General features: G+C 40.4%; 20 protein-coding genes. 13 read left to right on the top strand and 7 right to left on the bottom strand.

What is annotated here, in order from left to right:
• Nucleotides 1-6 precede the first annotated feature (6 nt).
• Nucleotides 7-1,101 (bottom strand): 4-hydroxyphenylpyruvate dioxygenase, encoded by a 1,095-nt coding sequence (gene hppD, locus L8106_RS03655; RefSeq protein WP_369747802.1) that lies wholly within the window; start codon nucleotides 1,099-1,101, stop codon nucleotides 7-9.
• A 61-nt stretch (nucleotides 1,102-1,162) separates the two neighbouring features.
• Nucleotides 1,163-1,870, bottom strand: a complete 708-nt coding sequence (locus L8106_RS03650) for an SDR family oxidoreductase (protein WP_009782845.1) — start codon at nucleotides 1,868-1,870, stop codon at nucleotides 1,163-1,165.
• 227 nt (nucleotides 1,871-2,097) lie between these two features.
• Here L8106_RS03650 and L8106_RS03645 point away from each other — a divergent pair, with 227 nt between their 5' ends.
• The 3 genes from L8106_RS03645 to L8106_RS03635 all read left to right on the top strand — a co-directional run bounded on the left by L8106_RS03645 (nucleotide 2,098) and on the right by L8106_RS03635 (nucleotide 3,859).
• Entirely contained in the window at nucleotides 2,098-2,577 is a 480-nt protein-coding gene (locus tag L8106_RS03645; protein ID WP_009782844.1) for a peptidoglycan-binding protein, read from the top strand.
• Nucleotides 2,578-2,851: 274 nt separating this feature from the next.
• Entirely contained in the window at nucleotides 2,852-3,259 is a 408-nt protein-coding gene (locus L8106_RS34340; RefSeq protein WP_009782843.1) for a peptidoglycan-binding protein, read from the top strand.
• 105 nt (nucleotides 3,260-3,364) lie between these two features.
• Entirely contained in the window at nucleotides 3,365-3,859 is a 495-nt protein-coding gene (locus L8106_RS03635) for a peptidoglycan-binding protein (RefSeq protein WP_009782842.1), read from the top strand.
• A 29-nt stretch (nucleotides 3,860-3,888) separates the two neighbouring features.
• On the opposite strand, the gene L8106_RS03630 is transcribed toward L8106_RS03635, so the two are convergent.
• Both L8106_RS03630 and L8106_RS03625 read right to left on the bottom strand, forming a co-directional pair.
• Nucleotides 3,889-5,316, bottom strand: coding sequence for an NYN domain-containing protein (locus L8106_RS03630; RefSeq protein ID WP_009782841.1), 1,428 nt, complete (start codon nucleotides 5,314-5,316; stop codon nucleotides 3,889-3,891).
• A 105-nt stretch (nucleotides 5,317-5,421) separates the two neighbouring features.
• Entirely contained in the window at nucleotides 5,422-6,711 is a 1,290-nt protein-coding gene (locus tag L8106_RS03625) for an APC family permease (RefSeq protein ID WP_009782840.1), read from the bottom strand.
• A gap of 295 nt (nucleotides 6,712-7,006) precedes the next feature.
• Between L8106_RS03625 and L8106_RS03620 the strand changes: the two genes are divergently transcribed.
• The 6 genes from L8106_RS03620 (at nucleotide 7,007) to L8106_RS03595 (ending at nucleotide 15,064) form a co-directional block, all read left to right on the top strand.
• Nucleotides 7,007-8,515 (top strand): UbiD family decarboxylase, encoded by a 1,509-nt coding sequence (locus L8106_RS03620; protein WP_009782839.1) that lies wholly within the window; start codon nucleotides 7,007-7,009, stop codon nucleotides 8,513-8,515.
• A 420-nt stretch (nucleotides 8,516-8,935) separates the two neighbouring features.
• On the top strand, nucleotides 8,936-9,508 hold the full coding sequence (locus tag L8106_RS03615; protein ID WP_009782838.1) for a transposase: 573 nt from the start codon (nucleotides 8,936-8,938) through the stop codon (nucleotides 9,506-9,508).
• A 300-nt stretch (nucleotides 9,509-9,808) separates the two neighbouring features.
• Entirely contained in the window at nucleotides 9,809-11,221 is a 1,413-nt protein-coding gene (locus L8106_RS03610) for a folate/biopterin family MFS transporter (RefSeq protein WP_039895397.1), read from the top strand.
• Nucleotides 11,222-11,293: 72 nt separating this feature from the next.
• A complete protein-coding gene (locus L8106_RS03605; RefSeq protein ID WP_009782836.1) occupies nucleotides 11,294-12,778 on the top strand; it encodes a carotenoid oxygenase family protein in 1,485 nt (494 codons plus the stop codon).
• A 229-nt stretch (nucleotides 12,779-13,007) separates the two neighbouring features.
• A complete protein-coding gene (locus L8106_RS03600) occupies nucleotides 13,008-14,261 on the top strand; it encodes a glycosyltransferase family 2 protein (protein ID WP_009782835.1) in 1,254 nt (417 codons plus the stop codon).
• Between the two features lie 23 nt (nucleotides 14,262-14,284).
• Nucleotides 14,285-15,064 carry an ABC-2 family transporter protein gene (locus L8106_RS03595; RefSeq protein WP_009782834.1) on the top strand — a complete coding sequence of 260 codons (780 nt, stop codon included), beginning with the start codon at nucleotides 14,285-14,287 and terminating at the stop codon, nucleotides 15,062-15,064.
• A gap of 18 nt (nucleotides 15,065-15,082) precedes the next feature.
• Here the strand turns inward: L8106_RS03595 and L8106_RS03590 are convergent, their stop codons facing one another.
• On the bottom strand, nucleotides 15,083-16,525 hold the full coding sequence (locus L8106_RS03590; protein WP_009782833.1) for a CHASE3 domain-containing protein: 1,443 nt from the start codon (nucleotides 16,523-16,525) through the stop codon (nucleotides 15,083-15,085).
• A gap of 483 nt (nucleotides 16,526-17,008) precedes the next feature.
• Between L8106_RS03590 and L8106_RS03585 the strand changes: the two genes are divergently transcribed.
• Complete coding sequence (locus L8106_RS03585) at nucleotides 17,009-17,332, top strand: hypothetical protein (RefSeq protein ID WP_009782831.1); 324 nt, start codon at nucleotides 17,009-17,011, stop codon at nucleotides 17,330-17,332.
• 87 nt (nucleotides 17,333-17,419) lie between these two features.
• On the opposite strand, the gene glyQ is transcribed toward L8106_RS03585, so the two are convergent.
• Nucleotides 17,420-18,292, bottom strand: a complete 873-nt coding sequence (glyQ, locus tag L8106_RS03580) for a glycine--tRNA ligase subunit alpha (RefSeq protein ID WP_009782830.1) — start codon at nucleotides 18,290-18,292, stop codon at nucleotides 17,420-17,422.
• An 18-nt stretch (nucleotides 18,293-18,310) separates the two neighbouring features.
• On the opposite strand from glyQ, the gene L8106_RS34155 reads away from it, so the two are divergent.
• Entirely contained in the window at nucleotides 18,311-18,442 is a 132-nt protein-coding gene (locus tag L8106_RS34155) for a hypothetical protein (protein WP_255348874.1), read from the top strand.
• An 11-nt stretch (nucleotides 18,443-18,453) separates the two neighbouring features.
• Here L8106_RS34155 and L8106_RS03575 read toward each other — a convergent pair whose 3' ends face one another.
• On the bottom strand, nucleotides 18,454-19,062 hold the full coding sequence (locus L8106_RS03575) for a pseudouridine synthase (protein ID WP_009782828.1): 609 nt from the start codon (nucleotides 19,060-19,062) through the stop codon (nucleotides 18,454-18,456).
• A 528-nt stretch (nucleotides 19,063-19,590) separates the two neighbouring features.
• Between L8106_RS03575 and L8106_RS03570 the strand changes: the two genes are divergently transcribed.
• Both L8106_RS03570 and L8106_RS03565 read left to right on the top strand, forming a co-directional pair.
• On the top strand, nucleotides 19,591-19,827 hold the full coding sequence (locus tag L8106_RS03570; RefSeq protein ID WP_009782827.1) for an NfeD family protein: 237 nt from the start codon (nucleotides 19,591-19,593) through the stop codon (nucleotides 19,825-19,827).
• A gap of 254 nt (nucleotides 19,828-20,081) precedes the next feature.
• A complete protein-coding gene (locus L8106_RS03565; RefSeq protein WP_009782826.1) occupies nucleotides 20,082-20,630 on the top strand; it encodes a GAF domain-containing protein in 549 nt (182 codons plus the stop codon).
• Nucleotides 20,631-20,662: the final 32 nt, after the last annotated feature.

The raw sequence follows: 20,662 nt of genomic DNA, 5'->3' as shown, positions 1-20,662 counted from the left end.
ATTAGGCTATTGATTTGAATACTGACTTCTTTTAATTTGTTCCTGTTCCATTGCTTCAAATAAGGCTTGAAAATTACCTTCTCCAAATCCTTTGGCTTCAACAAGATTTCCATTAACCCAACTGTTTCTACGTTCTATAAACTCAAAAAAGAATGTGGGTTCCTCAAAAATAGGCTGAGTAAAAATTTGTAATAACATTGCGTCTGAATCAGACATATCAATCAGGATTTCATACTCTTGAATCGTTTTCCAGTCGGCGGGTGATAACTCATTTTGATTTAACTGTTGTTGTAACTGGCTATAATAGAAAGGAGATACGGAAATAAATTGTAATCCTTGCTGTCTCAACTGACCAACAACTTGAATAATATTTTGAGTTTTCAACGCAATATGTTGAATTCCTGCACCTCGATTAACATCGATAAATTCCTGAATTTGTGACTTTTCTGATGTAGGTTCATTAATGGGAAACTGCACATTTTTATGTTCATCAACCAGCACTTGACTATGCAAACCAGAACGCTTTGTTTGAATATCAAATGTCTGTTTAGATTCAAACTGAAGAACCTGTTTATACCAGTTTACAGCCGCTTGTAAATCTCCTGCATTCACATTTAAAACGACATGATCAATTCCGACAATATGAGAATGAACTTGAGAATAGGGAATGGGAAAAGGAACAGAAGGAAGCAACTTCCAGTGAGGATGATTTTGCCGTTCTACTAAGGTATGATGTAACCCACTCCAGCCCACAATAGTAAACCATTTTAGGAGACTATTATCGACAGAATATTGTTGAATCGGTTGCATCATTTTAACCCCTTCAACTTTCATTCGTTGAGCCGCAGATTCTATATCCTCAACTTGAAATGCCACATCTACAATACCAGACGGATGTTGCTCCAAATACTCAGCCACCGGACTCGCATCCGTTACCGGAGAAGATAACAGAAAATAAACCGATCCATGCTGTATAATTTCTGTATGAGTATCAGAGGTTGTCACACATCCCTGAGCTTGAAAACCCAACTTCTGAATAAACCAATCTCGTGATGCCTTAGCATTGGTGACATAAAAATGTAGATGATCAAACTGCATCATAAACTCCCACTATTTGGTGTTTGGAATCAACGCTCAATTCCTCATTCCCTATTCTTTCTCACTAAAAGAATAAATGACTATCGGGTTGAATATTAATCTCCATTGGAACAGCCTGAGGTTCGGCTGAGAGTGCAAATAAAATTGCATCGGCTGCCGTTTCAGAACTGAGCATTTTTGAACGGTCAACCTTTAAACTAACACTATCCCAAAAAGGAGTATCAACCCCCCCAAGATAGAATAATGTAAATTTAATTCCATACCGACGCATTTCATCAGCCATACACTTACTAAAGCCAACTACCCCAAATTTAGAAGCACAATAAGCACTTCCCATTGCCATCGAATGTTTTCCTAAAATCCCAATTACATTACAAATATGACCAGATTTTTGCTGTTTCATCACACTCGCAACCGCTTGAGTGGTATAAAAACTCCCCTTGAGGTTCAAGTCCAACATTCTATCGAGGTCAGAGGGTTCGATTTTATTCCACTGTTTGAGAATTCCGGCGCCGGCTGCATTGACCAAAATATCAATCTGGCCGAAGTGACTTTCGGCTTTTTGCATCAATCCTTCAACTTGCTGCGGGTCAGTGATATCAGTTGAAACCGCCAAAACGTCTGGTGTTCCCAATTCTGAAGCTAAGGTTTCCAATTTATGGCTGTCTCTGGCGGCCAACACCAGTTTGACCCCGGATTGGACTAACTTTCGGGCGACGGCTGAACCGATTCCACCTGTTCCCCCAACGATTACCGCTACTTTGTCTCGCATTTCGTTACATTTCTTAAAAACTCCCTTCTTAGTATAGTCACAACCGTCCGAGTCGGGGAAAGACAAAAGATAGATTTATTCAACTTCTGAAAAATAAACTCCATCTGTCCCTCAAATTAACGACAATATTCTGATTTGGCAAAGATTCACTCAAAAAAGTGACTGTGCAATGGATAACCCAGTGATTAGATTAGAACTATGAATATCAATCCACTGGAAGTTTAGAGATGCAAACCACAGATTTTTATCCGAAAACGATTCAATCTCTACCGATTGTGCGTCGGGGGAGTCAAGGAAAAACCATTAAAAACTTGCAAGAACGCCTCAGTATTTTGGGATACAAATTATTAATTGACGAAGTTTTTGGTATGGCGACTGAAGCAATGGTCAAACAATTTCAAAGAGAAAATCGATTATTAGTCGATGGCATTGTTGGGTCGGAAACTTGGAATACGTTATTGAAAGCGACTAGCGTTCCTTTTGAGGCTCTACAATCTTTACCGATTCTCAGTTTTGGAAGTGTGGGAAATGATGTGATTAGGTTGCAAAATCGTCTGAATGATTTTGAGATTAATTTGCTGGTTAATGGTATTTTTGCCTCAAAAACAGAAGGAGCTGTTAAACAATTTCAACGCCGTTTTGGGTTGACTGCTGATGGAATTGTTGGGCCTTTTACATGGAATGCTTTGCTGCATGAATTCTTTTAGGTAAAGGATGAATTGATTAAATTGACCATTCATTTTCCCTCTAAAATAGCTTTGACTCTCCCTGAAGTCTCCTTTTTTGAGATTAAGGGAATTTTTATGTTGTTTATATTTTAGACTTGACTTGGACTGAAACCCAAACATTCATTTACATAAATGAGTGACTACCCAATCCTGTTTAGATTAACTATATTAGAACTATAGAAACAAGTTAGTTGGGAAATCAATCATGCAATCAAAAACAACTATTGTACGTCGGGGCAGCCAAGGTTAAGCCGTGAAAGATATCCAAGCACAACTGAATATTTTTGGGGCAAAATTAGTTGAAGACGGTATCTTTGGGGCAACTACAGAAGCAGCCGTTAAAGAGTTTCAAAAAAAGAGTGGATTAACGGTTGATGGAATTGTTGGGCCGAAAACAATCAATATTTTATCTCAGGCGACTTCGGTTCCTATCCGCACTCTAAATTCTCTACCAATTTTGCGTCAAGGTAGTAAAGGAGAAGATGTAATCCAGATTCAAAATAACTTAAATAATTATTCGGGAGAAAACTTAGTTGTTGATGGTGTCTTTGGAAACGCTACAGAAGCAGCCATCAAGAAATTTCAAGCCGAAAAAGGGTTAGTTGTTGATGGAATTGTTGGTCGTTTAACTTGGAATGCTTTACTGCATCCTTTCTTCTAATTCCCTGAGAATATCGATGTAGGAGTCATGTAAACCCGTGACTCCTCAATTCTCAAAAAGCAGATTAGATTTATTCAAGTTCACTAATTTCAGGAAGTATTAATCATGCAAACATCCAGTATTTCTTCTACAACCGTTAAATCTTTACCCATTTTGCAGTTAGGTAAAACCGGAGATAATGTCATCTATCTACAAAATAGCCTCAATATTGTAGGTGCTAATCTCAGAATAGATGGAGTTTTTGGTTCTGATACGGAAATAGCAGTTAAGCGGTTTCAAAGAGATAATGAGTTAATCATTGATGGGATTGTTGGGTCGCAAACTTGGAGAATTTTATTAGAAATTACAACAGCCCCGTTAGATAATCCTGATGATGATTTTCCGGTTTTAAAAGTAGGAAATACTGGAAAAATTGTTTTTGAATTGCAAACTCATCTGAATAATATTGAGGCTAATTTAGTCGTTGATGGGATTTTTGGGGTGAAAACATTAGATGCAGTTAAGCTATTTCAACTTAAACATGGATTAGTAGCAAACGGAATTGTTGGGCTTAATACTTGGAAAGAAATTCTGAATCAAGAATTTTTATATATGGATTAAATCAACAGATTTTTAACCGATTTTCCCCTTTATTCTTCTTCTGAAGATGAAGGGAAATTTGGCGTTAGTAAACACACACTCCAGCCTCTTTCGGTTTCCTCTAACTCAAAAGAACTACACATATCAATAAATTTTGGGAACTTACCTCCCGGCTGAAGTTGTTTAATTACTTGGGTAATGGCTTGACCATATTTTTTATTAAAGTAACTTCCTAAGATTGATAACGAAATGCAAGAACTGGTGGTTTTAGCAGTGAGTTCTTTAACAATTTGAACGAGGGCGATTTCTAACTGTTCAATGGATTGAATTTTCACTAAACCATTGGTTGAATTTTCGTCCGCAGCAGGCGTTAACTCATCTTTCGGATATGCGAGTTCAAATAAAGTCACATAGGTTTGGGACTTTTCAGAAGGTTGATGAATGGCAAAAATTTGAGGGTTGTTAATAAATATGTCTCTGGCTTTAGATTCGGGAAAATGGGCAGAAACAACTTGACTAATTGTTATTTTGTAGGTATCTTTATAGAGGGAAGAAAGACGCGAGAGTTTAATCCATTGACTATTAATACGCTTTTGTTCGGAGCGAACTAAATCTTGTAACTGTACTAGAAATTTATCTAACGAGGGAATATCGCTAGAAGATGTTAAATTAAATTGTTGAGTTTCCCCGGTTCGATTATCAAACACCAGAATCTGATCTTTTTTCTTCTTGACCTGATAAACTGTTAACCCATGAGCTTGTAGAGTATTGCATAGATGAGTCAAGGCCCGATCAGACGAACAAACCAAAACTTCTTGGGCTGTGGGATAATAGACGAAAATAGAAGAACCAACTGTCGCCATTTTTAAATCAGCACTATCTTTTCCGGGCGGAACATGAATGAGTTGATACCCTCGCTGATGCAACTCAATATCTTTTTTTCCCATGCTACGCCAATTAGCAAAAGCAACCTTAATTTGCAACGGACAGGTACAAACACTTTCTAAAAATTTCTCGGTTTCGACATCCAATTGAAGATTTTCCACATCCAACAACAGAATACTAATTCCACTGGTTGAAAAACTGCGCCCATTAAAATAGAGTTGTTGAGGGTTGATTTCCCCAGGATGTGGATAAGGAGTCAGTTTAGGGTTTGGATAAATCAGTTGTTCGAGTTGAGCAATAACAGCCTGATATTCCGAGGATTGAAGAAATTCCCCACTCAGCAAAACCTTGAGATAATTTTGAACTTTCGCCCGTAATTTCTCAGGCGGCTTGACCTGACTCAACCCTTGAGAAATCTTCTGGAAAAAGATAGACTCATAGCGCGGTTGATGCCAGGGAATATTTTGGTAGCGAGGATTAAGCCATTGAGGATGCTGCTTCTGGAGTGAAACCAGAGTTTGATAAAGAAAATGGCAAACCGTATCGACTACAGTAGAATCATTAGTCCCAAGTTGGTGATTTGGATGGGGCATGACCCTGCAAGTCCGATCAAGATATCTGATGCTCTATTCTTTAAGAGTAACACGTTGGGCGACGGGAATGCGATCATGTCCAAAAAACTCACCCCCCTTTCGGGCTTATTGAGGCTGAACCCTCTGCAAAATGAAGCGCCACAACCAGCCAACCGCAATTAATCCTAAACCCACTAACCAAATTTGCCACTCTACCCAAAACGCCAGAAAAAAACACGATACTAGCCCAATCACTGCTATCGGCTTCGGATAAAGTCGTCCTTCCGGCGGAATTTTTAACGCGGCAAAATTCGTAATAGCATAATAAATTAAAACATTAAACGCACTAAATGACCATGTTGTTTTCACATTCCCAATCAACACCAACACCCCAATAATCACCGTAACAACAATCACCGCAATTGTAGGAGTCGTTTGAGAAGGGTTGAGTCGCGCCACTTGACGAGGCATATCTCCCCGTCTCCCCATCGCCAACAACACCCGGGATAACCCCAAAATCAAATTCAGCAACACCCCCAACATCGCCGTTATCGCCCCAACAGCCACAACTTGAGGAATTCCCGGTATTCCAAACTGACTCGCCGCCACTTCCAACGGTGCCACCTTTTGCGTCGCATCACTCAAGCCCTCAACCCCAACTGCGGCGACTCCCACCACAGCCACCGTCAAATACAACAACATTGTGACAATCATCGTGGTAATCATCGCTTTGGGAATCGTCACTCGGGGTTCACGCACTTCTTCACCTAAAGTCGCAATACGTCCATATCCGGTGTAGGCAACAAACATTAATGCAGTGGCTTGTAATAAAGCGGCGATGGGATTTTCAGCCGTAAAAAAAGGCATTAAATTGTTAGCAGTCGTTGGAGATAATGCCGTTGGTAAACCCGTGATAATAAAGATAAGTAAGGAAAATAACGTTAACGAAACAATCCCTAAATTAGCTAGATTAGAACGACGAATTCCATTTAAAACAATGACTGTAATCGTGATAACTGCAATTAAAGCTGTCGGTATCAATAAACCATTATCCAAGCCCAAAGCGTTGAGAAAATAACCCGCAAATCCTAAAGCAGCAGTCGCTGCCGAGGCACTTTTTGCGAGTAGAAACATCCAACCTGCGGTAAACCCAAAAAAGGGATTGAGATATTTGTAACCATATTCATAAGTTCCACCACTCACGGAATGATTAGCTGCAAGTTGAGCGCTACTCAACCCATTACATAAAGCAACCATCGCCCCAATTGCCACCGCTAAAATAACAGACGGCCCAGCAATTCCCGTCGCAATTCCAATACTTACAAATACCCCCGTTCCAATAATTGAACCTAACCCCATTAAGGTAGCACCAAAAACCCCAAGTTCTCGTTGTAGGGATGGCATTTGACCTGACATTTAGCGATTTCTCCCAAAAATCATTGATTGATTATAATCTAATTTCGTTAATGGCAGGTTAACAATCACAATGTTTTTGAGTAATCGAGAGTGATATGATGCTAATTTGATGATTTTGATTGTCGGACTTTAAAAATATGTTTCCAGGTAATATCACCTAAAACAAGAGAGTAAAAAAGCTGTAATAATCAAATAAAAAAAGAAAGACTTAGAGGAAAATTAAACCCCTTGTATAACCAATTTTATCCATTTGTTCATTATAATAGACTAAATAGACCATCACTCCAGAAAAATAATGGCGAGAGATTTACGGGGATTCCTCAAACGGCTAGAAGAACAGGGACAATTACGACGGATTAGTGCTTTAGTAGACCCCGACTTAGAAATTGCAGAAATTTCCAACCGAATGTTACAATCCGGTGGCCCAGGTTTATTGTTTGAGAACGTCAAAGGGTCGCCTCATCCTGTTGCTATCAACTTACTCGGAACCGAACAACGAGTCTGTTTAGCAATGAATATGGAAAAACCCCAAGAATTAGAAGAATTGGGGAGAAAACTCGGAATGCTGCAACAACCGAAACCCCCGAAAAAAATATCGCAAGCCGTAGACTTTGGGAAAGTATTATTTGATGTTGTCAAAGCCAAACCCGGACGAAATTTCTTTCCTCCTTGTCAACAAGTCATCCTCGAAGGAGAAGAACTAGATTTAAGCAAAATTCCCATGATTCGCCCCTATCCTAAAGATGCGGGTAAGATTATTACATTAGGCTTAGTGATTACCAAAGACTGCGAAACCGGAACTCCAAATGTTGGCGTTTATCGCTTACAATTGCAGTCCAAAACAACCATGACTGTACATTGGTTATCGGTTCGGGGAGGGGCAAGACACCTGCGAAAAGCCGCTGAAAACGGCAAAAAACTAGAAATTGCGATCGCATTAGGCGTTGATCCGTTAATCATAATGGCGGCTGCTACACCCATTCCCGTTGATTTATCTGAATGGTTATTTGCCGGATTATATGGCGGTTCCGGTGTACAACTCGCTAAGTGTAAAACCGTTGATTTAGAAGTTCCCGCCGACTCCGAATTTGTACTCGAAGGAACCATTACCCCCGGCGAAATGTTACCCGACGGGCCGTTTGGAGATCATATGGGGTATTACGGTGGCGTTGAAGATTCGCCGTTAATTCGATTTCACTGCATGACTCATCGCAAAGACCCGATTTATTTAACCACATTTAGCGGTCGTCCCCCCAAAGAAGAAGCGATGATGGCGATCGCTTTAAACCGCATTTATACCCCAATTTTACGACAACAAGTTTCTGAAATTGTTGACTTTTTCTTACCCATGGAAGCGTTAAGTTATAAAGCAGCAATTATCTCCATTGATAAAGCGTATCCGGGTCAAGCCAGGCGGGCGGCGTTGGCTTTTTGGAGTGCATTACCTCAGTTTACTTATACCAAATTTGTAATTGTTGTGGATAAAACGATTAATATTCGTGATCCGCGTCAAGTTGTCTGGGCAATTTCGTCTAAAGTTGACCCCTCTCGGGATGTATTTATTCTTCCCAATACGCCCTTTGATACGTTAGATTTTGCCAGCGAAAAAATTGGTTTAGGTGGACGAATGGGAATAGATGCAACGACCAAAATTCCTCCCGAAACCGACCATGAATGGGGCGAAGCATTGGAGTCTGATGTTGATGTCGCGGCGATGGTTTCTCGACGTTGGGCGGAATATGGGTTAGGAGATTTGAATTTAACCGAAGTAGACCCCAATAAATTTGGCTACGACATCCAATAATTCAACTATTTTCCAATATTTTAGGGGCGCTGTCTGGGTGTTCTATGGGCGTTCTATGGGCGTTCTATGGGCGTTCTATGGGCGTTCTATGGGCGCAAGCCTTGCGCCCCTACGAAGGGAAAAATAGCGGAAAACTATTTGATCATCACCAATACCAAATATGAATCAATGTCATTCCTAATCTCTCGGAAAAATGTTAGATTGGGCGCTGTATGGGCGTTGTAGGGGCGCAAGGCTTGCGCCCTCATGCTTGCGCCCAGCCTACGGTTGGACTATCCCCAATACCAAATATGAATCAATGTCATTCCTAATCTCTCGGAAAAATGTTAGATTGGGCGCTGTACGGGCGTTGTAGGGGCGCAAGGCTTGCGCCCTTATGCTTGCGCCCAGCCTACGGTTGGACTATCCCCAATACCAAATATGAATCAATATCATTCCCAATATCATCGCCGTTCTATTCGTCTTCAGGGGTATGATTATTCTCAAGCTGGTTTTTATTTTATCACCTTATGTACTCGCGATCGCCAATGTTGGTTCGGCGAAATAAAAAACGGGAAAATGCACCTCAATTCTATTGGTTCTATTGTCGCTGAAGAATGGTTAAAATCTGCCAAAATCCGATCAGAAATTGAATTAGATGAATGGATTATTATGCCGAATCATTTTCACGCGATTGTGATTATTAAAACAGAAATTAATAACGGTTTTGGCGAACAGTTGGAAAACAATCCCGGTGCCAGAAAACACCGATCTTTGTCTACATTAATTTCAGGGTTTAAAGCCGGAGTAACAAAACGAATTAGTGAAATTCGTCAAATTTCAGGCGTTTCGATTTGGCAGCGCAACTATTATGAACATATTATTCGAGATGAATTATCATTGTATAATATCCGAAAATATATCCTCGAAAATCCATTATCTTGGTCGGAAGATCCAGAAAACCCTCAAAAATATTCCCATTATCAAACGATTGAATTAGATTTACCCTTTTGATCGCTATCTATTTAACGTTTTTCAAAAATTGTAGGGGTGCAAGGCTTGCGCCCTCTGAGTGGCTTCACAGGAAAACTGCCAACCAAAAGTGATCGGCAGCTCCGGATTACTCCAGATTATTTGTAGAATCCCGCATTCTTAGACTGCAAACGCCTTGATTTTGCTCCCCATTTCTGAGAAAACGACTAAAATACGCTCTCATTCAGCCCTCAGAGAGACGAGATTAACCCAATCGGCAGATAACAGTCCCCCCTAGACCTGTGTTATAAGTATTTATATTTCTTAATCTTTTTTTATCAAATGTTTATATCTTCGACGAGGCTAGCCAAAATCAAAGCCAATATCAAGAAGAATATATTTTTCGGTAAGAAGCCCACCCCAGAACTAATAGCAATATTACTCGTATACTTCGTTCAAGGCATCTTAGGACTGGCGCGACTTGCTGTGAGCTTCTTTCTCAAAGACGACTTGGGAATGACGCCTGCTGAAGTCTCAGCAATGTTGGGAATCGTCGTCTTACCTTGGGTAATCAAACCTTTATTTGGCTTTCTTTCCGACGGTTTACCCCTATTTGGCTATCGTCGCCGACCCTATCTGATTTTATCAGGTTTTTTGGGTGCGATCGCCTGGATTGCGATGGCAACAGTCGTAGATAGTCCCCTCACCGCCACTCTCGTCATCACCCTCAGTTCGTTGTCTGTCGCCATCAGTGATGTGATTGTAGACTCATTAGTAGTTGAACGGGCGCGAAAAGAATCCCTCAGTGATGTCGGTTCCTTGCAATCCTTGTGTTGGGGAAGTTCAGCTTTAGGGGGATTAATTACTGCTTATCTCAGTGGTTTTTTATTAGAAATCGTCACCGTAAAAACTGTCTTTTTAATCACTGCAAGTTTTCCTTTAATTGTCTGTGGAGTGGCTTGGCTAATCACAGAAGAAAAAGTGGGCGATCGCTCAAATCTAGAAACCGTTAAACAACAAATTCGTCAACTCCGTCAGGCTGTTACTCAAAAAACAATCTGGCTACCGATGGCTTTTTTATTCATCTGGCAAGCCACCCCAACAGCCGATTCAGCTTTCTTTTATTTCACCACAAACGAACTCGGATTTCAACCCGAATTTTTAGGGCGAGTTCGCCTAGTGACCAGTATCGCCTCTTTAGTCGGTGTGCTGCTATTTCAACGCTTTTTTAAAACCGTTCCCTTTCGCAAAATCTTCACTTGGTCTACAATTTTATCAGCAGTTCTTGGCTTGACAATGTTATTGCTTGTCACCCATGCTAACCGTGCATTAGGCATAGATGATCATTGGTTTAGTTTAGGCGATAGTCTAATTTTAACCGTCATGGGACAAATCGCCTATATGCCTGTTTTAGTGTTAGCAGCGCGTTTGTGTCCGCCTGGAGTTGAAGCAACTTTATTTGCGTTGTTAATGTCAGTGTATAATCTAGCCGGACTCTTATCTCACGAATCTGGAGCATTATTAACTCACCTACTCGGAGTAACAGAACATCAGTTTGAAAACCTCTGGATACTGGTGATGATTACCAATATTTCCACACTGCTTCCCCTTCTCTTTCTTAACTGGTTGCCCAATCTTAGCGCAGAAGCAGAGGGAGAAAATTCTGATTCTAAAATGCCAATCTCTCAACGCACTGGACACAATCATGTACCCGAATTTGTACCAGAATATGAGGGGATTGGGATTCGAGATTAAAGTCGAATAACACCTCCTCAATGATTTTTTGGATAGACTTTTATTAAACTTCTCACACTCAAAAAAAGAACAATGACTAACCTACAAATGCCGAAACCTTTCGTAAAGAAAGAATTATCTTACAATACCAAAGACTGGCAAAAAGGCTATCAATCTCAACCCCATGAATATGACTATCCGATAGAAGATATCGAAGGGAAAATTCCACCGGAATTAACAGGAACTTTGTATAGGAACGGCCCCGGTTTATTAGATATTAATGGTTATCCTGTCCATCATCCTTTTGATGGCGATGGGATGATTTCGGCAATTCAATTTTCCCAAGGACGCGCCCACTATCGCAACCGTTATGTAAGAACGAAAGGATATGTTGAAGAACAAAAAGCAGGAATTCCTCTTTATCGGGGTGTATTTGGGACTCAAAAACCGGGCGGTATATTGGCAAATGCGTTTGATTTGCGTTTAAAAAACATTGCCAATACTCAAGTAATTTATTGGGGTAATAAACTGTTAGCCTTGTGGGAAGCAGCCGAACCTCATCAACTCGATCCTCAAACCTTAGAAACCATTGGAATTGATTATTTAGATGGCATTTTAGAACCGGGCGATGCGTTTTCAGCCCATCCTTGTATTGACCCCCATTGTGAGTTAGACGAGGGCGAACAATGTCTCGTGAACTTCTCCATTAAACCCGGACTTTCTACCACATTTACTATTTATGAACTGAGTCCCCAAGGCAAACTTTTACGCAAACACGCCCATTCTGTACCCGGATTTGCCTTTGTTCACGATTTCGCCATTACCCCAAATTATTGTATTTTCTTCCAAAATCCAGTTAGTTTTAATCCTCTACCCTTTCTGTTTGGGTTTTGTGGGGCGGGAGAATGTGTTAACTTTAAACCCAAACAACCGACTCGGATTATTGTCATTCCTCGTAATCAAAAAGAACAACCGGGAATCAAATGTTTTGAAACTCACTCGGGGTTTGTTTTCCATCACGCCAACGCCTACGAACAAGGGGATAAAATTTGTGTAGATTCAATTTGTTATCAATCCCTTCCCGGAGTTGATCCGCAAGCCGATTTTCACGATACAGATTTTACCGCATTAGATCCAGGGCAATTGTGGCATTTTGAGATTAATTTGAAAACAGGTCAAGTCGAACGTCAGCAAGTTGACAGCCGTTGTTGTGAGTTTCCCACCCTCAATCCCGAATGGGTTGGACGTCCCTATCGTTATGTCTACCTCGGCGCCGCCCACGATGCGGAGGGAAATGCACCGTTACAGGGAGTTCTCAAGCTAGACTTGCAAACGGGTGAACGTCAACTCTGGAGTGCAGCCCCTCACGGCTTTTCCGGTGAACCTGTGTTTGTTCCCCATCCTAACGGTGTCAACGAAGATGATGGCTGGCTCTTGACATTGGTGTATGATGCGAGTTATCATCGCTCAGATATTGTGATTTTAGATGCAAAAGATCTTAACAGGGGGCCAGTTGCCCAATTGCATCTCAAGCATCATATTCCCTATGGTTTACACGGAACGTTTGCTCACATTTAAAAGATTGAAGCTGTCTCCGCGACATTAGATTCCATGCCTTTTCCTAAACAGGAGGGCGTGGAATTTGAATGAATTTTGGTGTTGAGTGGGTTGTTAGTTGACTGCAAAAATAGATCTGGCCGAATCTTCCCCGGTAGTGCTACTGTGGAGTCAAACTTCTACCTGACATTGACTCAGGTCGGTATGGCGAGATTCTGGGACAACTTTACTCATCTACTCTTACTCAACAATGCCTCAAGAAGCGTCAACAGTGGCAATCCGGTTTAGTATCGTCATCACCACTTATAACCGCTTAAATTTGTTGAAACGGGCGATCAATTCCGCCTTAAAACAAACGGTTCCCTGTGAGGTGGTCGTTGCTGATGATTGTTCCTCTGATGGGACTGAAGAATATGTCAAAAATTTGTGTCAATCTCAACTTAAACAGAGCGATCGCCGTCTAATTTACCATCGTAATGAGCGCAATAGTGGTCATTCCCAAACAATGAATATGGGGGTGAGTGTTGCATCGGGAGAGTGGATTAAACCTGTTGATGATGATGATTATCTCGCTCCAAATTGTATCGAAGAAATGGCACAGGCGATCGCAATTCATCAGACGACAATCACCCCTGAAAAAAACTCTAAAGCCGTGATTTGTTCGGCTCAAGCAGCACAGGTTGATCCCAACGGACGAGAACTCAGCCGCACTCGAATTATTGGGCCTGGAAAAGCATTTTATATTCCTCAAGAAGACATTCATTATGGAATGTTACTCGAACAAGTTCCCTTTGGAACTCCGGTACAAGTTGCTTATCGCCGAGATGCCTTTCTTAAATCTGGAGGGTGGGATTCGAGTTTGGATGTGAATTTTGATGATATAGATTCTTGGATTAAAATCGCTCAGTTTGGAGATGCTATTTTTATTAATCGTTGTTTAGCTTACCGAACGGTTTGGCCGGGAGCTTATAATCAAAAGTTGTCTCTAGAAAAGCGACTGAGAACGAATATTTTAATCAAAGAGAAAATTTATCCTCTGATTCATCAAAAGCATCATCATCGGCTTCCTGACCTGGCACAAATTCGTAATTATTTGAGATTACATTGGGGCTTAGTTGCCTTGAAATCAGCTAAAATAAATCCAGCATTTAAGATGGCTTCTTCTGCTCTTTTATCACAAAAAGCTTGGAAAATTTTGTTGTTATCAATGGCAACTCGTAATCAACCAAAACTCTCTGAAGTCAGTTTTTCGGAGTTAGAAAATAATCGTTCCACAGTTCATCCCGATGTAGAAGCCGACATTTACAATCCTCAGCAGCTTAAAACCTATCTCAAACTTCGTAGTGGTTTAACAGCCGTGCAACGAGGAAAGCTCAATAAAGCGTATAAAAATTTATTTCCATCCTTATTATCTCCCGCTAATTTAAAGGTTTTTATGAACCTCTTGATTTTAGATAATTCTAAAGATATTGTTGACATTCAGAAACATATTTTGATTCAGTAAAAACGCTCAATATTAGTTTTAAAATGTGGAAAACTGCCAAAACTTTACTCACGACTTATTATGCCTATATGTTAGAGTATCGGGCTGAACTTTTTTTATGGGTATTATCCGGTTCATTACCTTTTATTGTTATGGGAATTTGGGTAAAAGCTGCTCAATCTCAGGAACTTGCCCTAGAACCAGTTCAGTTTGCACGTTATTTTCTTGCCGCTTTTTTAGTTCGACAATCTAACGTCGTTTGGGTGATTTGGGAATTTGAGCGAGAAGTCATTCAAGGGAAACTCTCGCCGCGATTACTTCAACCCATTGATCCCGTTTGGCATCATTTTTTCTCGCATATCGCCGAACGATTTGCCCGATTTCCCTTTATTATCGGACTGGTATTGCTATTTTTTACCCTCTATCCCCAAGCTTTTTGGCTACCGAGTTTGAGTACCACTTTAATCTTTCTTTTAATTCTTTTAGTTGCTTTTTGCTTACGATTTTTAATTCAATATACCTTAGCCTTAGCTGCATTTTGGACTGAACGAGCATCCGCCTTAGAAGAACTATGGTTTTTACCTTATTTGTTCCTATCTGGAGTGATTGCTCCTTTAGAAATGTTCCCCCCAACCTTGCGAGAAATTGTTCTGTGGACACCGTTTCCTTACTTAGTCAATTTTCCCGCTTCAGTGTTAGTGGGACTACCAACCAATATTGGGCGAGGGTTAATGGTAATGTTGGGTTGGGGTATAGTTATGTTTGTATTAAACCGTTGGTTATGGCGAAAAGGGCTGCGACAGTATTCAGGAATGGGGGCTTGATGGCGATGAATTTTAGACTTAAACAATCGTTTTAAGTTGCTCGGCGACTTGCTTTAAATTTTCAGTTCCGATTCGAGTTTGACGAATACCCAGTGCAGTTTCTTTTGCTCCTTGATTAATACTCTCCATTGCTTCTACGACTTGTTGAATGGCGAGGACTTCCTGTTGAACATTGAGAGAAATTTGTTGATTGTACATCACAACTGTATTAATCGTATTAGTAATACCAACAAAGGCTTGAGTTGTGTTTTGGGTCATGCTCATACTCCAGTTTACTGTTTTTTTACCTTCCTCTGCTGCTATAACTGTAGAACGAATTGAATTTTGAATCTCATCAACCAAAGTATTAATTTCTTCAGTTGATTTTTTACTTTTATCTGCTAATTTTTGAATTTCTGAAGCAACAATCGAAAAACCTCGACCCTGTTCTCCTGCTCTAACTGCTTCTACCGCAGCATTGAGTGCTAACATATTGGTTTGACTAGCCAGATCACTAACAATTAGAGAAATATTACCAATTTGACTGGTTTGTTCACTTAATCTAGTAATTTGATCCGCAATTTCTTTAACTCTTTGCGTTAATTGGTTCATACCTTCTAATGTTTGGGAAACGGTATTATTTCCATTTTCTGCTGCTTGGAGTGCAAGCTGTGCCTTCTCAGATGCCGCATCTGCTTGTGAGGCAGATTGACGTGAAGATGCTTCTAATTCATCCATTGTTGTCGTGGTTGTATTAACCGAAGCCGCTTGTCCTGAAGCCGTGCGTTCTTGTTGTTCAATGGCTGTGGCAATCTCATGAGCCGAAATTGCAATTGTATTCGCAACAGTATTAATCGGTTGAATCGCGAGTCTATTGATCAAAAATAATACGAGAATGCCGACTAGAAAAACAGTGATTAATCCAATCCAAGCTCCTAAATTAACTAATTGATAATCGAGTTGAGTCCGTTCTTGTCTTTGGCTGAGAAGATCACTTTCGACTGCGATCATCTCTGCTATTTGTATCCGAATTTCATCCATGATTTGTTTGCCTTGAGCTGACAGCATAATATCCAAAACCATGTCATCTTGTCCGGCTTTCTTTAAATTAATCGTTTGTTGTAGTTCGGTGAGTTTGTTGTTTGCTAGTTCTTCAACTTTAGTAAGTCTTTCGAGTTGTTCAGGATTATCTGATATTTTGTCACTTAATTGATCAAAGTCATCATCTAAATTCTGTTCAGTATGATTATAGGGGTCGAGAAATTCATCCTGTCCTGTAATAATAAAACCTCGTTGTCCGGTTTCAGCATCAACTAAACTTTTTTCTAAACCTCTTAACATTGATTGCACTTGATAGGTATGGGCAACCCACTCGGAAGACTCTTTTAAAGTGGAGGTACTATTCAGCGTAATTAAGCTGTTAATACTCACAATTAAAAGAATAACTCCAAATCCTAACGGTAAAATTTGTTTGATATTCATCGTTTTTCCTGTTGTCACTTCTATTATTCTTGAATAAAGTGATTATCTGAACAGTCCTATCTCGGTGATGGTAAATAAGTGATCTTAAAAGAGAAAAGAGAACAAACAACGATAATAGGACTCTCTATCGGGTGAAGTTGTATTGAAACGGTCAGGGAACTCTTTCTATAGTAACTCTCCTGAGACCGAAGCTTTTGAACGAGGCGACAAATTCAACGACTACAAAATCTTAGACAGTTTGAATTTAACCGTGTCCTTGGTTGATCTCTATGAAGATGTCACCCTAGAGAGTCATTCTACAGAAACTCCAGACACCTAAATTGGATTGAGAATTGAGTAATATTTATGACTGTGATGGGGGGAACTTACTTCTAACGATAGAGGTCTTTTTTGCTATCTGGCGATCAAAATTGCATAAGCGTCAAAATTTAAGCCATATGTACTTTTGACAGATGCTAGTTCATCTGCGCCCTATGTACATTGATGAATGTCAGTTCATCTCAACCCCATACCAGTCTGATGAGTGAAGTGTTTACCGAATCTATTCTACCAGAGTGCCAAACTCTCGAATCCTGGGTTGCTCAAGAAGTTGAACTTCAACTGAGAACCCTTCCGGGCGAGATTACCCAATCTATTGATAAAAACCAGGCGATCGCTTACGTTCTCAAGTTTCTTCCACCAATGGGGAAAAAGACTGATAGCCAATGGCATTGGCCACCTGAAAAAATGGGTAAAATGTTGCAAGAGTTGATTACAGATGCGGCAACATTATCTTTAATTCGTTTGGTATCTAGTCATCGAGCTTAGAACTTAATTTTGAGAATGAGATCAAATTCAGGGCTAAAAACAAGGGGCGCCCAATTCGCGCCCTAAACTCTATTTTTATTGTGTAAATTAAACAGACTTTTGCAAAGGAAATCCTAAAGTTTCTCGTTGTTCTAAATACCGCCCAGCCACTCGTCGAGCTAAGTTGCGAATTCTGCCGATATAACGAGTGCGTTCAGTCACAGCAATCACACCCCGAGCATCCAAGAGGTTAAAGCTGTGAGAACATTTCAATACATAATCTAAACTCGGCAAAACTAATCCTTTGTCGATTAATTGTTCGGCTTCTTGTTCATACAAGCTAAAGAGAGTAAACAGTAATTCAGGGTTCGAGGCTTCAAAATTGTAGGTGCAATGTTCGACTTCTCCCTGAAGATAAATATCCCCATAATTAATCGTATCTGTCCAGGCAATTTTCGTCATGGCATCGACATCTTGAAGATACATTGCCAGTCGTTCCAGTCCGTAGGTAATTTCAATAGAAACGGGACGACAATCTATTCCGCCACATTGTTGAAAATAGGTGAATTGGGTAATTTCCATTCCATCTAACCAGACTTCCCAACCGACTCCCCAGGCGCCTAAAGTGGGAGATTCCCAGTTATCTTCGACAAACCGCACATCATGATCTTCGGGTTGAATTCCCAGCGATCGCAGGGAGTCGAGATAAACCTCTTGAATGTTATCAGGAGAAGGTTTAATCAAGACTTGGTATTGAAAATAATGTTGAAAACGGTTTGGATTTTCGCCATAACGTCCATCGGTGGGACGGCGACAGGGTTCGATGTAGGCGACAGACCAGGGTTCAGGGCCGATCGCCCGCAGAAAGGTATGAGGACTCATGGTTCCCGCCCCTTTTTCGGTGTCGTAGGGTTGGGCGATTAAACACCCGCGATCGCTCCAAAATTGATGTAAAGTGGCAATGACGGATTGAAAGTTCACTGGTTTGACTCTAGTTTAATGATTTCTCATTTTATGATCATAGATGTACCTCCAGAAATCAAACGAGGAACTTCCCCGATTATTAACTCCAGTTTTGAAGGGTTAGAACTGATCCCCGAACAACTTTTTCAACAAGCGGGTATTCCTTAAGCTATGATTTGTTATTTTTTCGGAGGGGAAAAACCAGTTAACTTATACAAATTATGCACTTCAATTTGAGTTAAGTCTCGCCATTGACCCGGTTTTAATCCGTCTAAACGAAAATCAGCGATCGCCACTCGAACTAACCTCAAAGTTGGGAATCCCACGGCTGCGGTCATCCGACGTATTTGACGATTGCGACCTTCGGTAAGGGTGATTTCTAGCCAAGCGGTGGGAACAGTTTTGCGAAAACGAATCGGCGGATCACGAGGAGGTAAAGCGGGTTCTGTGGGAAGTAATTGCACTTGAGCGCTTCGAGTTTGATAGTCTTTGATCTGCACACCCGCGCGCAAAGCATTCAAGGCGGTTTCATCCGGTATGTGTTCCACCTGAACCCAGTAAGTTCGAGGGTGATTAAATTTGCGATGACTCAAACGATGTTGAATTTTGCCTTGATTGGTAAGCAGCAATAATCCTTCACTATCGCGGTCTAATCGTCCGACGGGATACACCCCAGGAATTGAGATAAAATCTTTGAGGGTTTTCCGGGGGGAAGTGGTCGGATCGTTATCGGTAAATTGGCATAAAACGTCATAAGGTTTATAAAACAAAATAGATTGAGCAGGCATATTCTTCAAAAGATAATGAACCCGAAAGCGAGAATAGATTGCACCGGAGTGGACGAAACGTGATCTGTCCTTAAAATCACTGGTTTTGAGAACTTGAATTCAATGATCTTTTTAGGTTCATACTGTATATCGAGATACCAGAAATCATCTTAAGAGAGAACTTAAATTCAATTTATTCCGGATTTGCTCTCATCGTTGTTGATCCAATGCTATTAGAGATTCTATAGAGGACAGTGCTTTCAATTCCTATGGAGTATTATCCACTAGGATTTTTCAAGCAGACCTCAGCTAGATTACCATCGGGAAGTCACAGTGATCTCTGCGGTCAGGTTAGGAGGTTCCACTTTCGGAACTTAAACAACTTGAATTTCTTCCATAAAATAACCAGGGTAAAGTGATAGTTAAGTAGAAAGCTATTCGCGCCAGATAAGAACTACCGTACAAATTTTGTGAGACCTTACAAGCTGAATAAGTACCGAAGGTTTCCTCTATAGGCTGATTTTAGATTTATTCAAGGGAGATCGAACAATGTTTTTTCGTAATAAAATCCACACAACGCCTTGTGATTCTCAACCGATTACAATTATAGGAGAAGGTATTGTCTCTGAAGAAATTCAACCTTATCGTCAAGGTCGAGTCAAATTTCGTGGAACTTGGTGGAATGCTCGATGTGTAACGAATACCACAGTCAGACCCGGAACTATTGTTCATATTGTCAAGAAAGAAAATATTACTTTGTTTGTTGTACCTGCACCTTTTGAGTAAATCTAAAGTTGAGCGCTACCTCAAATAAAGGTATGAATTGAACTTGATTATTGAATTCCGTCAGACGCATCTTCTTTTTGAGGGGATGTGTTTTTTATCGGGTATACTGTTGTATTCTCGCTGTCTCGGAGTGTATAGATCGGTCACTCGCTCTATGTTTTCGGAAAAATTAAAGCTTTGTTTAAGATTGGGGTCAAACATTGCGAACTTCTGTAAACTTAGATTAGAACAACTTGATCTCATATTTTACAATAATGTCAAATCAAAAATTCAACTCCGATAATAACCCGAATAGAGTTTTGTCTCCTTCAAGTGATCCTCAGTTGAAAAAGTTTAATAAACGTTTGAAAGCCAATGGTCAACGAGATTTTGCCGTACAAGAAACATTGAATTGTCTTCTCAAGAAGCTACAAGTCAATCGGGTTGTACTGTATTATTTTTATCGCCAATGGGAAGGACAAGTCACATTTGAGGCTTTAAGTCATCCCAAATGGTCAATTTATGGTTCAATAGGAGGAGATGAATGTTTTAATGACGAATATGCCGCGTTATATCTTGCGGGTCGAACACGAGCGATTTCAGATATAGAAGTAGAACCGATTCAGGATTGTCATAAAGATTTTTTGCGGAGTATAGAAGTGAGAGCAAATTTAGCCGTACCTGTTTTGTTGAATCACCAGCAGTTATGGGGATTGTTGATTGCTCATCATTGTGAGAGTTCTCGTTCTTGGTCGCCATCAGATGTTGAACTTTTACAAGATGCAGCTCAGGCTTTAGTAGATGATCTTGCTTATTTAACTTAATTTTTTTGGCAATATCACGACACTAACGAACT

Origin of the sequence: Lyngbya sp. PCC 8106 (genome assembly GCF_000169095.1) — a bacterium.
Classification (GTDB): Bacteria; Cyanobacteriota; Cyanobacteriia; order Cyanobacteriales; family Microcoleaceae; genus Capilliphycus.
Note: the sequence above shows the minus strand (reverse complement) of the source record. Positions and strands in the feature narration are given on the sequence as shown.